The organism is Streptomyces sp. NPDC037273 (assembly GCF_055603625.1).
In genome coordinates this window covers 991,069-1,006,107 of the sequence record NZ_JBVJVO010000001.1, presented here as the reverse complement: position 1 = coordinate 1,006,107, position 15,039 = coordinate 991,069, and the positions used below count along the sequence as shown (strand labels likewise).

The 15,039-nt window shown below is 69.0% G+C and carries 12 protein-coding genes; 5 read left to right on the top strand and 7 right to left on the bottom strand.

Annotated elements, in window-relative coordinates; translation table 11 throughout:
* Positions 1-16 precede the first annotated feature (16 nt).
* The gene (locus ACZ7G1_RS04475) at positions 17-976 is read right to left on the bottom strand and encodes an SMP-30/gluconolactonase/LRE family protein (protein ID WP_470875324.1); all 960 of its coding nucleotides are present in this window, start codon (positions 974-976) and stop codon (positions 17-19) included.
* A 131-nt stretch (positions 977-1,107) separates the two neighbouring features.
* Between ACZ7G1_RS04475 and ACZ7G1_RS04470 the strand changes: the two genes are divergently transcribed.
* The 3 genes from ACZ7G1_RS04470 (at position 1,108) to ACZ7G1_RS04460 (ending at position 2,846) form a co-directional block, all read left to right on the top strand.
* Positions 1,108-1,593, top strand: a complete 486-nt coding sequence (locus ACZ7G1_RS04470) for an Lrp/AsnC family transcriptional regulator (RefSeq protein WP_470875325.1) — start codon at positions 1,108-1,110, stop codon at positions 1,591-1,593.
* A gap of 95 nt (positions 1,594-1,688) precedes the next feature.
* On the top strand, positions 1,689-2,324 hold the full coding sequence (locus tag ACZ7G1_RS04465; protein WP_470875326.1) for a hypothetical protein: 636 nt from the start codon (positions 1,689-1,691) through the stop codon (positions 2,322-2,324).
* An 81-nt stretch (positions 2,325-2,405) separates the two neighbouring features.
* Entirely contained in the window at positions 2,406-2,846 is a 441-nt protein-coding gene (locus tag ACZ7G1_RS04460) for a DUF6086 family protein (protein ID WP_470875327.1), read from the top strand.
* A gap of 70 nt (positions 2,847-2,916) precedes the next feature.
* Here ACZ7G1_RS04460 and ACZ7G1_RS04455 read toward each other — a convergent pair whose 3' ends face one another.
* The gene (locus tag ACZ7G1_RS04455; RefSeq protein WP_470875328.1) at positions 2,917-3,234 is read right to left on the bottom strand and encodes a hypothetical protein; all 318 of its coding nucleotides are present in this window, start codon (positions 3,232-3,234) and stop codon (positions 2,917-2,919) included.
* A gap of 331 nt (positions 3,235-3,565) precedes the next feature.
* Complete coding sequence (locus tag ACZ7G1_RS04450; RefSeq protein WP_470875329.1) at positions 3,566-4,066, bottom strand: RICIN domain-containing protein; 501 nt, start codon at positions 4,064-4,066, stop codon at positions 3,566-3,568.
* A gap of 338 nt (positions 4,067-4,404) precedes the next feature.
* On the opposite strand from ACZ7G1_RS04450, the gene ACZ7G1_RS04445 reads away from it, so the two are divergent.
* Positions 4,405-4,698: a putative quinol monooxygenase gene (locus tag ACZ7G1_RS04445; protein ID WP_470875330.1), complete on the top strand. Its 294-nt coding sequence runs from the start codon at positions 4,405-4,407 to the stop codon at positions 4,696-4,698.
* Positions 4,699-4,997: 299 nt separating this feature from the next.
* Here ACZ7G1_RS04445 and ACZ7G1_RS04440 read toward each other — a convergent pair whose 3' ends face one another.
* Positions 4,998-5,549: a hypothetical protein gene (locus tag ACZ7G1_RS04440; RefSeq protein ID WP_470875331.1), complete on the bottom strand. Its 552-nt coding sequence runs from the start codon at positions 5,547-5,549 to the stop codon at positions 4,998-5,000.
* A 94-nt stretch (positions 5,550-5,643) separates the two neighbouring features.
* Between ACZ7G1_RS04440 and ACZ7G1_RS04435 the strand changes: the two genes are divergently transcribed.
* The gene (locus tag ACZ7G1_RS04435) at positions 5,644-6,414 is read left to right on the top strand and encodes a transposase (protein WP_470875332.1); all 771 of its coding nucleotides are present in this window, start codon (positions 5,644-5,646) and stop codon (positions 6,412-6,414) included.
* Between the two features lie 65 nt (positions 6,415-6,479).
* Here the strand turns inward: ACZ7G1_RS04435 and ACZ7G1_RS04430 are convergent, their stop codons facing one another.
* The 3 genes from ACZ7G1_RS04430 to ACZ7G1_RS04420 all read right to left on the bottom strand — a co-directional run bounded on the left by ACZ7G1_RS04430 (position 6,480) and on the right by ACZ7G1_RS04420 (position 15,014).
* Positions 6,480-6,731: a hypothetical protein gene (locus tag ACZ7G1_RS04430; protein WP_470875333.1), complete on the bottom strand. Its 252-nt coding sequence runs from the start codon at positions 6,729-6,731 to the stop codon at positions 6,480-6,482.
* Between the two features lie 190 nt (positions 6,732-6,921).
* A complete protein-coding gene (locus ACZ7G1_RS04425; protein WP_470875334.1) occupies positions 6,922-7,779 on the bottom strand; it encodes a hypothetical protein in 858 nt (285 codons plus the stop codon).
* A 95-nt stretch (positions 7,780-7,874) separates the two neighbouring features.
* On the bottom strand, positions 7,875-15,014 hold the full coding sequence (locus ACZ7G1_RS04420; RefSeq protein ID WP_470875335.1) for an RHS repeat-associated core domain-containing protein: 7,140 nt from the start codon (positions 15,012-15,014) through the stop codon (positions 7,875-7,877).
* Between the last annotated feature and the right edge of the window lie 25 nt (positions 15,015-15,039).

Below are 15,039 nucleotides of genomic sequence, written 5' to 3'. Positions count from 1 at the left end.
GGGCCGCGCAGGGAGTTCAGCGTGACGCAGGGGCCGCCCAGGGCCGGCGTCCGGGCCCGGTCGGGTGGGTGCCGGTGACGGCCATGACGACGGAGTACAGGCTGGTCTCGGCGGCGATGAAGAGCCGGTTGCGCTTGGGGCCACCCCAGGAAATGTTGGCGACGGCCTCGGGGATGTTCAGGCGGCCGATGAGAGTGCCGTCGGGGTCGTAGCAGTGCACGCCGTCGTCCATGGCGGCGGCCCAGAGCCGTCCGCCGTCGTCGAAACGCAGGTTGTCGAACCTGGCCTTCTCACGCGCTCCCGCCTCGGCGAAGACCTTGCCGTCGGAGAGGGTCCCGTCGTCGCGTACGTCGAAGACGCGAATGAAGCCCGCGCGCGTGTCGGAGACGTACAACTGCCGCTCGTCCTGCGAGAAGACCAGCCCGTTCGGCGCACCGAAGCAGTCCGCGACCAATCGGACCTCACCTGTGGCCGGGTCGATCCGGTAGACGTTGTTGGACCCGATCTCGCTTTCCGCGCGGTACCCCTCGTAGTCGCTGGTGATGCCGAAGTCCGGGTCGGAGAACCAGATCGACCCATCCGACTTCACGGTCGCGTCGTTCGGGCTGTTCAGTCGCTTGCCCTGCCACCGGTCGGCCAGAACGGTCACCGTGCCGTCGTGCTCGGTACGGGTCACACGCCGGTTCCCCTGCTCACAGGTGATCAACCGCCCCTCGCGGTCGAGCGTGTTGCCGTTCGTGTGCCCGGCAGTGCGGCGGAAGACACTCACGGCACCCGTCTCCTCGTCCCACCGCAACATCCGGTCGTTGGGGATGTCGCTCCACACCACCTGCCTCCAGGCGGGCACATAGATCGGCCCCTCGGCCCAACGACAGCCCGTGTACAGGACCTCCACCGAGGCATCCCCGTTCATGCACCTCCCGGTACGGAACCGCTCGTCCAGCATCTCGTACAGCCCCGGACGCTCACCGCTCATGCTGCCGCCCACCCCTCAGGTCTTCCGTCGCTCATCACTCGCCGCACACTGACTACCGAATCACAATCGGTCCGATTCGGATACTGCAAGATGAGATACTGTCGCGGCTAGTCAATTCCGAACGGAGAGTTGTGGATCACATCGATCGCGCACTCCTCGCGCAACTCCAACAGGACGCCACCCAGTCCTACGCCACCCTCGGCCAGGCCGTCGGCCTCTCCGCCGGCGCCACCCACGAACGCGTACGCAAGCTCCGCGAACGCGGCGCCATCCGGCGCACCACCATCGACGTGGACCCCGCCGCCGTCGGCAGCGCCGTCCTGGCCTACGTGATGGTCGACTCCACGTCCTGGATGGGCGATTCCGCCCAGGCCTTCGCCGCCCTGCCCGAGATCCTGGAGGCCCACGTCATCGCCGGCAGCGCCTCGGTGCTGGTGAAGGTCCGAACCTCGACCACCGAGCAGTTGCAGGACGTCCTGCGCCGGATCTACGCCATCGAAGGGGTCAGCGGCACCCAAGCCACGGTGGTCCTGGAGACCTTCTTCGAGCGACCGCTTTCTCCGCTGACGGCACCAACGGCGACGACGGCCACGACGGCGGCCACGGATCGGGCGTAGCCCCGTCGCGGGCCATACTGCGCGTTGCGGCGCCCGAGACCGAGGCCGTGAAAAATGCGATGACCTGCACAGTTCGGCCGTGGCACAGTCCCCTCATGTCCAACGACATCGCCTACCCCGTCTTCCGTACGCCCGACCCCGTACTCGCCCTGAGCACCGCGCGCCGCCTCATCGAGTTCGGCCAATGCCAGTACACGAACGTGTCCCTCTACGCAGAGCTCCGCTCGGTCGAGGAAGCGCGACGGGGAGCGAAGGAGCTACCGGAGGGGTGGTTCCGGGTACAGGAACTGGACGGGGAGTTCGACCATCGTCTGCCGATCGAGGACTACCCCTCCTGGCTCGTAGGCGTCCGCGGGTCGGACCTGCCGACGGATCCGGCCGCGTACCAAGGCCGGCTGCCGGTCTACTACGAACTGCTCCACCAGGCGGTCGGCACCGTCGAGGACGCCTTCACGGCAGCAATCGGTCCCAGCGTCGGCGAGATCAACTGGCCGGACCTTCAATGGCCGGACGCCCCCGAGATCGACTTCCTGGGCGAGTTCAAGCACGCGGAGGTGACACTCCTCTTCAACACCAGCACCCGCGGATACGACGACCCCGCCGACGACCACACCGTCCTCGTCCACGTCCGCAGCGCCGAATACGACGGCCGCCAGCGGAGGGAGCCGTACGCCCACTGGCTCGCCGAGCAGGTGGGCCTCACGATCATCGGCCCCGGCCAACGGTGCTGAACCCTGCCGGGCACCCCGACGCCCGCCGCCTACCTCCACCTTCCCCACTCGGCCCGCCATGACCAACTGAAAGGTGTCTCGATGAGCCAGTACTTCGACATCGGCGACGAGACCCTGTGGAACCCGTCCAACGGAGCTTCCCGTCTCTTCCTGCGCCAAGTAGCGGTCTTCGAAGCAGAACTCGAACTTCCTTCGGGCATCGGCCCGATGGAGAACGACGAATGCCAGATCACCCCCGACACCTTCGAGACGTTCATCAACGCGCTCCTCGCGAAGCACCGAAGAACGAGCCACTCCATCTGGCTCGCGCTCTCCGAAGGCTTCACTGCCACAGCGCTGGTTCTCGCGGAACGCGCGGGGGTCACGGTGGACTGGGTACGGCTCGGGGTCGCCCCGGAAGCCCCGTTCGAAGACGTCCAGGTTTCCGCCGGCACTGGGATGTCCACCCCTGCGGAAGGGGAAGTCTGGGCAGCCGGCCTTCGGGCGAAGTCGCGCGAGTTGGGACGGCGCATGCCTCGCTGACCCGAGCAGCGCGTACGACGACTGGCCGGCTGGCGACGCCAGGCGATCAGCGCGCGGCTGCCTACGAGAGCTAGGAAGTACTCTCGCCGCCGGCGACAGGAACGACTTGGCCTGTCCAGCTCCACGGTTCCCGGCGCGGGTCCCATGCCACTTCGACAGCTGTGTCGTGGAAGTCGCGCGCAAGTTCCTTCACCATCACGGCAGCCGCGGCCAGCGCCACCTCAGGGTCCAGCAGTTCGTCGCTGAGACGCCCACACACCATGCCACCCGTGACGGTGCGGAGACTGTGGCGCCAGCCCTCCGGCGTCGCCAGCAGGACGATGCCACTGGGCAGATCGAAGGGAGGCCGCTTCTTCTTCCGCCTTCTCGCCATGCCGCCATCCAACACGTCGGGAGTGGAACCCGCGCAGCCATGACGGGGAATCCTGTCAGCTCAGCGACGTTACTGCGTCGTGCTGAAGTCGCCGCGGCGCGCTCGAGCGTCCTGCTCTCCACCTCCGTCAGACGTCGCCGGGGCGCGTACCCGATCCCTCGACGGCAACCGTCACCCGTTCCTGGCCGATCCCATTCTTTCGAAGGCAGCGCGCCTACCTCGCCGGTGTGCTGGCAGGGCGACGCGCGTGTGTTTGCCGGGGCGGGCGGCCCCCGGGGGATCGGCCAGGATCCTGTGGGTGCGTGATCAGATGTAGGGGTCACGCGGGTGGCTCATGCCGGGGAGGTTAGTCCCAGCTGCCGATGTTCTCGTTGTCGACGTCCATGCAGGTGTAGAGGCGCAGTTCGTTGCCCCAGGCGTTGCCGCCCCAGCCGTTGACGCAGTTCTTCCAGGCGCTCTTGGGCTGGAGCTGGCTGTGCTGGCCGGTGCGGACGATGTTGAAGCTGCGGTCGGGGTTCGACCCGTCGCAGTAGTAGAGCTTGATGTGGTTGCCGATTGTGTCCCCGCCCTCCCAGTTGTTGAGGCACAGGGCGGGGTTCAGGGCGCTGCGGATCTCCCAGTGGGTGTCGTCCACCTTGCGAACGTCCCACTTCTGGGCGTCGGTGCCGTTGCAGCCCCACTGCTGGACCTGCGCGCCGGCGTAGGCGTTGGAGTTGGGTACGTCCCAGCAGAGGTGGTTGTACATCTCGATGGGATTGAAGCCGTAGTCGGCACTGGCAGGGGTGGCGGTGAGGCCGGTGGTGATGAGTGCGGCGCCGGCTATGGCGGCGGCTACGCGCTTGCGCATGAGTGTCTCCCCCGTGGAGTCAATGGTGATGGATCAAGCTGCTGCGGTCGCGACTTGTGCGCGTCAGCGGACACTGATGGAGCGGTCCATGAAGATCATCCACCTTGGGCGGTATCTGATCAACCGTCATAGATTGGTAACCGGCAGGGGGTTGGTCTGAGGCCTGGGGCCGGCGCCGGTGTCGTCGGTGCGTTGATGCGGTCCACCTGGGTGCGAACTGCGCTCGGAAGAGATGGTGTTGACACGGACAATGGCCGGTGGCGGTGGTGCGTTGCGGCCCTCCGGGTACGAACATAGACTCGCGCGTCCCGGAAGAACGTGTCGAAATGGAGCGCACCATGCCCAAGGTCACCGCGATCGCCCTGCTCAAGGCCGCACCTGGCGCGGAGAACAAGGTTCGCGAGCAGGCTCTGTCCTTGGTCGAGCCGTCGCGGGCCGAGGCGGGCAACATCAGCTACCAGGCCTACGTCCACCCCGAGGACCCGAGTGCGTGGCTGGTGTTCGAGGAGTGGGAGGACCAGGCGGCGTTCGAGGCGCACCTGTCGAGCCCGCACCTGACCGAGGCGCTCGCGGCGGGTCCGGGACTGCTGGTCGGGCCGCCGACGGAGCACGTGTTCACCGCCGGCGAGTGATCTGCGGTGCCGGTCAGGCGGTCGGCTCGGCGCGGAGCCGGCGTACGCCTCCCATGAGAGCCGTGCCTACCTGCGCCTGCGCGGGATTCGCTGCATCCTTCCCTCCCGGACGAGGCCGAACAGGCACGCAACCGGCGGAAGCACGGCTCCCGCGGTGGCCGGCCGCCGCATTGCGATCCGACCGGCTACCGCCGGCGCTACGCCGCCGCGTGCGGGATCAACCTGACAAGTGAACCTAGGGCTGTCCCGCAAAGATCTCGGTTGCGAGTGCGGAGCTGCCTGCCGAGCTGGCGAGGTGCTCAGCCGGTGGTTCGTGAGGTGTCCAGGGACTGGGCGAAGTCGGCGAGCGTGTGGAAGTCGTTCTCGCGTAGGCCGATCCGCGGGTTGACGTGGTGGAGGATCCCGGGTCCTTGGTGGTGGGCGGTCACGTACATCTGATCCAGCTCGCTCTGCTCGTCGTCCACCCAGGCGAAGGGACGGCCGCCTGCGTAGCTCACCAACGGTCCGGTCTTCCAGTGGACTCCATCGGGGCGCTCTTGGAACAAGGCGTCACCGAAGTCCACAAAGGGAAGTTCCGGAAGGCCCAGGACCGGTGCGATCCACCGGTTCGCGTCGTCCATCCATGTGGTGGCCCAGCACAGCTCGAAGCCGAGCCGGAGCAGGATTCGTCCGTGCTCCGGGTTGAGCCAGACCCGCAGGGGGCGCCGTCGGGACGCAAGGCCCCTGTCGTCCTCATGGGCATCGTTCCGGGGAACTCGGAGTGTGGTGTAGCCGTCGGGACGCCTCTCCGGCTTGGCCGCATAGGGGTTGAGCGGCCCGTCCACGTCGAGGAACAGCAGAGGTCGGTTCACGGTTTCCCCCGGGTCTTGCTCACTGTGGACTGCCCCGAGCAGCGTAGCTGCGGGATTGTCTCGGCATGAGGCCGGCCTGCGCGATGATCATGACGTGGCGAGTGTGATCACGGCATCGGAGCCGTCCTGGATAACCCCGTTCGCGGGGCTGAGCCCCCGCTGCTTCGGCAAACTGCTGACCACGCTCCGGCGCCATGGAGCAGATGTGGTTTACCAAGGGCGGCCGTGGAGCCTGCCGCTGGAGGACCGAGTGCTGCTGGTCACGGCCTACTGGCGAACCAACCTGACGTTGCGGCAGCTCGCTCCGCTGTTCGGTGTCTCGAAGTCGACGGCCGGCCGAGTCATCAACCACCTCGGCCCCCTGCTCGCACTCCAGCCCCGCAAGCGGTTCGCCAAAGACACCGTGCTCATCGTGGACGGCACCCTGGTCCCCACCCGCGACCACGCCATCGCCGAGCGGTCGAAGAACTACCGGTACTCGACCAACCACCAGGTCGTCATCGACGCCGATACCCACCTGGTCGTCGCGGTCGGCCGGCCGCTTGCCGGGAACCGCAACGACTGCAAGGCGTGGGAGGAGTCCGGCGCCAAGGCCGCCGTCGGCAAGACCACCACGATTGCCGACGGCGGCTACCCGGGTACCGGCCTCGTCATCCCGCACCGCCGACAGCGCGGCCAGACCGAACTTCCGGACTGGAAAGAGGAACACAACAAGTCCCACAGGCACGTCCGTGCCCGCGTCGAGCACGTCTTCGCCCGGATGAAGACCTGGAAGATCCTGCGTGACTGCCGCCTCAAAGGCGACGGCGTCCACCACGCCATGCTCGGTATCGCACGGATGCACAACCTCGCTCTCGCCGGATAGGCAAGCGGGCCGCACGGCGGCCCGCCGTGCCCGAGGCGCCCCGGAGATCATTTGCGGGACAGCCCTTAGGCGTACGGCGGGCCGATCACCGCCTGGCTGATCTGCTCGGCCAGCCAGGCCGCGTAGCTCTGTGATTCCGCTGTTCGCTTGACGTCGACGCACACGGTGTGGGTCCTGATGTGCCGGTCGGCTCCAGTGTTGTCGTAGTTGAAGACCAGGGTGATCCCGTCGTGTTCGACCCGCCCGTCGTAGCCACGCTCTGGCGCCGCAGGCCAGATCACCTGGCCCCAGCGGATCGAACCGCATCCCGCACCCACCAGAGCTCCATGTCCACGGATACCTGGGCGTTCTCGAGCGCGCCCAGGGCGAGGAGCTGACGTGCTGTGGCGAGGGCTGCTGCCGGGTCAGACGTGCGGTAGACGCGGTGGGAGACGCCGTTGGACATGCGGGCACCTTGCCACACGCCGACGGCCGGCGGTCCGGGTCCCGGTCCCGGTCCCGGTGGAGTCACGCGGGGAATGCGGCGGCGCGACCGTACTCCGTCTCCTCGAAGTGGAAGGCGTCGTCGACGATGTGCCGAGCTCTGATGGCGGCTACGAGGTCGAAGTACGCCGAGAGGAGGGCGGTGGTGGCTTGGCGTAGGGCTTGGGTGATCTCGTCGCGGGGTTTGAGGGTGGGGGGGAGGACGAGGGTGTCGGGGGTGGTGGAGGGGTGGGGTGGGGGGGCCCAGATGAGGGTGTCGGAGAGGGTGGCGAAGTGGTGGAGGGCGGAGACGAGTTGGTCGTGGGCGTGTTCGAGGGTGGGGGTGGCGAAGTAGGTGGTGGTGGGGTCGGTTTCGCCGTTGGCGTAGGCGGTGGGGAGGCGGTAGGCGTGGCGTTGGAGGGAGCCCCAGAGGGAGGTGGCGACGTTTTCGGGGATGCGGTCGAAGTTTTTGAGATTGCGTAGGGAGGAGAACCAGTCGGCGTTCCATCGCCATTCGTGGAGGAAGGTGGTGGAGCTTTTTGCGTCGCGTTCGTCCGCTGTACGGGGTGGGGTGCCGGAGCGGGTTCTCGGGGGGACGCCGTGGCGGGATTCGACAGCACGCCAGTAGAGCATGTACCAGGATTCTACGGAATTCTTGACGTGGTTCGGGTTGCGGGATTCCGCGGTTGATTCGAGGTATTCGACGAGGAGGCGGAATTGCCAGTCTTTGGGTGGGATGGAGGTGCCGTCGAACCAGGAGCGGAGTTCCGGTTCGGACCAGGAGGCGCCGGCGACTCGGGGGCGGTGGCCGAAGGTCAGGAGGTCGTCGAGGGACAGGCCGGAGCTGGACCAGAGGGCTCGGAGGCGGCGGGGGAATTCCTGCTCCTGGGGGGAGCTTTCCATCGCGAATCCTTTGCTTTACAACGTGGTGGAAAAGAGCCAGCCGTGCGGCCGTCGTTGGACGACCGCACGGCTGGGTATTCAGGCTGGTGAGCCTATCATCGGGACGCCTGCTGGACGAAGTCGGATATCTGTCCGGGTGTCATGTCGGGCAGGTCGAGCTTCAGGAACTCGTTGAGCGAGGCGTTGGTGGGTAGGTGGGCTGGGATATCGATTCCGATTCCGCTGAGGATCTCGCGGGCTCGGGCGACGGGAATGGACATGGAGGCGGCGTTGGCCACGTCGCCGGCGAGGGCGTTGATGACGACTTCGCGGTCCTGTGGGAGGGAGAGGTAGTACCTCTCGGTGTCGATTCCGGCGCGTGAGAGGTTGGACGAGGGGATGACGTGGACGACCGCGTCGGCGCCCTTGCTGGCGGAGTGCACGGCGTAGGCGGTGGCGACTCCGGGGTGCCAGGTGGCGGGGGTGGAGCCGCTCTGCTTGGTGCCGGCGGAACCGCCGTAGCCCTTGGTGGTGCCGCGGAAGAGGGTTTCCCCTTCGTCGCCGCCTCCGCCTCCGCCGCCGGCGCCGTCGCTGTCGCCGCCGTCCTTCTTGCCGCCGGCTCCGTCGCCCTTGGTGCCGGAGCCGCTGCCGGCGTCGTCCTTGGGCTTGGCGGGCGGGTCGGGCTTGGGGGCCTCCTTGGGCTTGGGGGTGGCGGGCGGGGTGACGTTGTCGGCGGCGTTGGCCGCGCCCTTGGCGTCGGCGGCCTTGTCGGTGGCCTTGGTGACCGCCTGGACGGCTTCGACGCCTTCGTCGACGTACTTGGCGCCCTTGGCGACGCTGGCGCCGTATCCGACGAGCGGGATGGCGGAGGAGAAGGACAGACCGGCGTCGACGTAGTTGCCTTCGGCGGTGTACCAGATGCCGTTGGCGACGTCGGCGACCTCACCGACGACCGGCACGAGGCCGACGACGTCGAGTGCGGCGTGGCCCCAGTCCGACCAGCCCCACCACAGGCCCGTGGGGTCGGGGAACATGATCGGGTTGTTGCGCCCGTACGCGTACGGGTTCAGGTGCTGCGGGTCGGACAGGTCGAGGACCGGGTCGACCGAGAGGAACCGGCCGAGGGCCGGGTCGTACTGACGGGCGCCCATGTGGACGAGGCCGGAGCCGGGGTCGTTGACCGCCCCGACGAAGCCCTGCTGGCCCGGCCAGGCCGACGGGTTGGTGCCGCGGACCTCGCCGAAGGGGAGGGTGCGGCGCTGGGTGACGGTCTGGCCCGCGCCCACCGCGTCGATGACGAGCTCGGCGGTGCCGTTGAGGCCGCCGGCGAGCCAGTGCACCTGGGTGGTGGAGGTGCGGACGGCGACGGTCCGGGCGCCGTGGCTGTAGTAGCGGACGGCACTGGTGGTGTCGTCCGTGGTGACGGGGGTGTTCTTGGTGTCGACGGTGAGCTCGGTGGTGCCGAGGTACAGCGTCGCCTTGCCGTACTCCTTGCGGATCAGGCGGCTGCCGTCGGAGCCGTACACGTTGGTGGTGTGCTTGGCGAAGCTCCACCGCTGGGTCACGGAGGTGGAGCAGGTGACGGCGGTGGCGGCGGTGCCGCTGGTGGTCGCGGTCAGGGTCAGGCACAGGCCGGTGGCGGTGTGCTTGACGGTGCCGTTGTCCTGGATCTTCCACTTCTGCGTGGCGTCGGTGGAGGAGCAGGGGCGGGCGAGGACCGCACTGCCGGTGGTGGTGCCGTTGGGGACGGCGCAGACGCCGAGGGCGGCGAGCTGTTCGTCCTTGTTGAGCTCCCAGGCCTGCGCGGTGCTGCCGGAGGCGCAGGTCAGGCCCTGGATCGCGGTGCCGGAGGCGGTGGCGCCGCCCTTCAGGTCGAGGCAGAGGCCGCCGTTGCCGGTGACCGTGCCCTTCTCCCCCGCCTTGGAGGTGCCGGCGAGCCGGCCGACGGCGTCCCAGCGCAGGAGCTGGTCGACGGCGGGGCTCAGGGCGGTGGCCGCCTTGGTGCGGCGGACGGTCTTGCCCGCCGCGTCGTAGGCGTAGCTCTGGGCGGTGTCGGTCTTGGCGGTGACCGTTCCCGCGCTGTTCACCGTCTCGGTGGTGACCGTGGCGGTGGGCAGGGCGTGGGGGCGGTCGGCGCCGGCCGCGGGGATCGCGGAGGTGGTGGTGACCCGCAGGGCGGAGGCTCCGCCGGCCGCCGGGTTGACGGGGTTGCGGATCTCCTTGGTGCGGTTGCCCGCGGTGTCGTACTCGTAGGAGTGCCAGTACGGGGCCGGGCCGCCGACGGCGCTGTTCGGGGCCGGGGGCGCCGTGCAGCTGGTGGAGGTCTGGCTCCAGGCCGTCTTGAGGCGGCGCAGGTAGTCGTACTGGAAGCACTGGACGTCCGCCGTCTTGCCCGCGGGGGCGTCGGCGATGGTCTTGATGTTGCCGGCCGCGTCGTAGACGTAGGTGGCGTCGACGTCGGGGTTGGCGATCGACTCGCGGTCGATGCGGCTGCCGGTGAGGCGGCGGGTGCCGTCCTCGTGGAAGTTGGTCAGCCAGGTCTGCTTGGCGGCGCTGGAGACGCCGAGGGTGAGCTGTTCGGTCTCGCCGAAGTTGGAGTAGCGGGTCTCCCTGACGTAGTCGGTGGTGCCGTAGGTGAAGACCGGCAGGCCCGTGAGGTCGTAGCCGGTGGTGATCTTCTCCGAGGGGAGCGGACCGGCCGCCGGGACGGTCACGCCGGCCACCGAGCCGTCGGCCTTGTAGGTCGCGGTGGTGGTGTAGGTGCCGGCGAGCTTGCCTTCCGCCGCGGGGATGACGATCGCGGTGGAGGTGGGGTGTCCGTTGACGTCGTAGCTGTTGACGGCGGACTTGTACTCGTTGCCACCGCTGAAGGTGGACGAGGAGGTGACGCGGCCGATGCCGTTGGGGAGGGTGTCGTAGACCCAGGAGTTGAGGGTCTCGCTCCCCTTGGTGATCTTGGTGGTGCGGCCGAGGTTGTCGTAGTGGTAGGAGACGGCGGTGCCGAGCGGGTCCGTCACGGTGGAGAGACGGTCCAGCTCGTCGTACGCCATCGTGGTGACGCCCTTGTCGGGGTCGTCAGCGGTGCGCTGGCGGCCGAGGGCGTCGTAGGTCCACTTCCACTCGTTCTTGGCCGTCGGGTCCTTGACGGAGGTCAGACGGCCGGCCTTGTCGTAGGCGTAGGCGGTGGTGAGCCCGGTGCCGGTGACGGAGTCGGAGTCGTACTCGGTGAGGGAGGTCCGGCGTCCCTGGGCGTCGGTGCAGACACGGGTCGGCGTGCCGCCGGTGGGCGGGTCGCTGTCCGTGCAGTCGCCGTGGAAGACGGTGCGGCTGCGCCACTTCTCCGCGCCGCCGACCTTGAAGACCGTGGCCGTGGCGCGGCCGGCACCGTCGAAGACGGTTTCGGTGGCGGGCGGGTTGCCGCCGACCGCGAACTGCGGTTCGACGACGGTGGTGCCGGGGTCGTCCAGGTTGTAGAACGGGCCGTGCTGGACGACCGCCAGGCCTCGCGAGTCGTACTCGACGAGGTTCAGGACCCGCCCGGTGTTGGGGGTGGGCGTCTGGTTCTGGCGGGCGCGCAGGAGCCCGTCGTACAGCTGGTAGGAGACCGAGACGTTGCCGTTGGGCTTCAGCGTCTTGGTGGTGACGACGCTGGCCGCGTCCGCGTTGATGTCGTACGCGTACTCGGTGTTGGGGACGTCGGTGGCCTTGGCGCGGCCCGGGAGCCACACCTTGAGGAGCCGGCCGAGCGCGTCGTAGGCCAGGTCGGTGCGCTGGCTGTTGGCGTCGGTCGTGGTGGTGACGAGTCCCCAGGCGGGGTCGACGGACGACGAGGTGGTCTGTCCGGTGCCGCCGGTGACGGCGGGCGGGGTGGTGACCTTCATCCCCGTGACCGGGCCGCCGGTGGCGGGGGTGTAGGAGGTGGTGGTCCGGTTGTTCTTGGCGTCCTGGACCGCGGTGACGCGGCCGTGGACGTCGTAGTCGCTGCTCGTGGTGGTCTGCAGGACCGGCGTCGTGCCGCTGTAGCCGGTGACCCGCTGACTGGAGCTGACGTCGCCCTTCGTGGGGACCGCGCCGTAGGCGAGGTCGTCGTAGAGGGTGCGGACGTCGGAGATCGCGTCACCGGGGTGGACGCGCTTGACCAGGGTGAGCAGGGTCTTGTCGGTGTTGCGGGCGTACTCGTAGCGGGTGCAGGAGTCGTCCGCGGTGTTGCTGTTCGCCTTGTTCTCGCCGATGTCTCCGAGGTCGGAGGAGGACGAGATCATGCCGTACGCGTCGTAGGTGTGGTCGATCGCGGTGCGGCGGATGCCGCCGGTGACGGCGGCGCGGGTGTCGATCCGGTCGGTGCCGACGAGGTAGGCCGTGTCGTTGCCCTCGGTCGCGGTCGCCGCCGAGATCCAGGGTGTGTTGACCGAGCCGTTGATCTCCTTGGCCGCGCGGTCGGCGGCCGTGTTGGCGGGGACGGAGGAGTAGGTGCGGGCCTCCAGCTGGTAGCCCTGGAGGCGGTCCTTGTCCTCGATCCTGGTGCCGTCGGAGGCGGTGACCCAGACGTCCTCGGTGCCGCCGTCGGCGTTCGTGCGGTCGCCGTCCATGCCCCGGAGGTAGGTGGCCTCGGAGCTGAGCTGCGCGGTGCCGGTGTCACCGGTGACGGTACGGACGGTCTGGAAGCCCCGGAACTGGCTCCAGGTCTTGTTCTTGCTCTTGGCGAGCTCGTTGTCGTCGTAGCGCCAGGCGGCGCCGCCGTAGTACTCGTACTTCGTCGTCTTGTTGAGACCGGCGACCGTGCGGTCGTCCTCGATCACCGTGTCGATGACGTACTTGTGGAACCAGTCCTCGTTCTCGCCGATCGCGCCCTCCTTCGACCAGAAGGACGGGAAGCACCGCTTGGTGTTGGTGTGCGGCGCCGGCAGGTCGGAGACGGTGCACTCGACGGGCTTGTAGTTGACGGCGATCTCGCCGCCGCTCTCCGAACGGATGGCGCGGACGCGCCACTTGTACATCGGGTCGCGGTCCTGGGCCTCGGCGTGCACCCGGTTGGTGTTCTTGACGCCCCAGAAGACCGTCTTCAGGCTCTCGCTGGTCCCGCCGTTGGCCTTGCCGACGTGCGTGATGCTCTTCAGCCACAGGGAGCGCGGCGAGGTGTCGGCGGTCGCCGGGTAGTCCTGGTCCAGGGTCCATGTGTCGACCGGGCTGTAGCTGCCGGACTTCAGGATCTGGGTGGTGACGGAGGTCAGCCGCTTGCGGGAGAAGAAGGCCGGGGACCACTGCTCCTTGCAGGAGTCGGTGTCCGTGCAGATCTGGTCGAAGGGGACGTCGGGCCAGCGGGTGGCAGTGTCCTCCTTCAGGTCGCCGGGCTCGCAGTCGGTCGCGGCCGCGTCACAGCGCTCGGCGACACCGAAGACGACCCGGGCCGGGGCGTCGGTGGTGAGGTCGCTGCCCTCGCGCTCGCCGTACTCGATGCGCTTGAGGTATCCGCCGCGGTCGTAGGCGACGGAGACGTCGTCGCGCATGGCGCCGTAGCGGTTGGTCTCCTTGTCCCAGTAGAGGGTCATGGAGTTGCCGTGGACGTCGACGACGTAGTCGAGGTTCCAGCGCCAGGTCTGGTTGCAGCGCGAGTCCTTGAAGGTGGACTCGTGGCAGGGTTCGCCCGAGTCGTCGCCGTAGACGGGCACCTGCCAGGCCGACTCCTGCGACTCACTGTCGGCCGCGGAGCGCTTGTTGCGGCCGAAGTAGTAGCGGGTGCCGTCAGTGGTGGTGACGACCCAGAACTCCTTGCTGTCACCGGAGTTGAAGCCGCCGGCCCAGCGCTCCACGCGCGTGCCGTCGTCGGTCTTCAGACGCCAGCTGCCCTCGAGCTTCATGTCCGGGTTGCCGTCGAGCGTGCGGCTCGCGTCGGCGCCGGACTTCTTCACGAGCTCGCCGTTGCGGCCGCCGAAGTTCATCATGGCGTTGTCGGAGTGCCAGCAGAGGTCGTACTTCTCCTCGCCCTCCGTGTCGTGCCCGTCGTCCTTGCACGACCGGTAGGAGCGCTCGATGTACCCCTGCGACAGCTCGAAGCCCTCGCCGACCCAGCTGGTCTGCGAGTTCGTCGAGGCGGTACGGCCGTCGACGCTGCCCGAGCTGTACGAGAGTGCCAGCTGCGGCGACGGGCCCGCGATCGACGGCGGCACCCGCATCGGGTACTGCCAGGTGAAGGAGCCCGAGTTGCCGGAGGCGGACCAGGTGCCCGACGGGGTCAGCGAGGTCGCGGCGTAGTTGCCGGAGCTGCCCGCGGCGCCGGCCGAGACGGACAGCACGGAGAGTCCGGCGGCGGACGCGGCGGCGGACGCGGTCTTGGCGCCGGTGGCGGGGGCCGCGGCCTTGGTGGCCGTGGCCGTGCCCTTGGTGCCGGACTTCGTGGTGCCGGATCCGGCGGCGGGGGCCTTGGTGCCCGTGGCCGGCGCCTTGGTGACGGCGGTGGCCGCGGGGAGGGCGACCTCGGCGGTGAGCGTGCCGTTCTTGCGGTCGTTGGAGGTCCGCAGGACCTTGCCGTCGGCGCACGCCGCGGGCTTTGCCGCGGTGACCAGGCACGGGGTGTGCTGGACGACGCGGAGGCGCGAGGCCCAGTCGCCGCCGTAGGCCGCGGCGAAGGCCTTGTAGTCGATCTCGACGGTGACGCGGCCGGCGGCCGTCTCGCCGTCGGCGCGGGCGACGGTCAGCAGCAGTCCGTCGACGCCGGCTTGCTGGGTCTTCGCCCGGGACATGACCTCGACGTCGACCCGTCCGGGCACCTGCGTGCCGAGGGCCTGGGCGCCTGCCGCGCGCGCGGCGGAGTCACGGGACGCCAGCTTGCCTCGTACGGCCGCCGGGGCGACGATCCGGACCGGCAGGGTGCCCGCGCGGTCCTCGACGGCGGCCTCGGCGGCGGTCAGGCTGCCGTCGAGGGCCTGCGCGCGCATGCCCGCGACCGGAAGTTCCGCGACGCCCTTGCCGGGGGCCGGCCAGACGGTCTTCGGGTACGGGACGGCGGCCGCCTCGGCGGCGGCGTCCTTCCCGCCGTCCTTCTCCCAGGCGAGCGGGGTGACGTCGACCGAGTCCATGACGGCCGTCTTCGGCCGGCGCTTCTCCCGCGCCGCCTCGTCGACTCCGTCGGCGGCCCCCACGGCGGGAGCGTGCAGGAGGGTCAGGGTGACGGCTCCCACCACCCCCCAGGCCGTGACTCCGCCGCTCCTTCTCAGGAAGGCTCTACGGGCCCTCAGGCCCCTTGCTCCGATGCGCATCTGCGCGACTCCTCAACGGCCACCG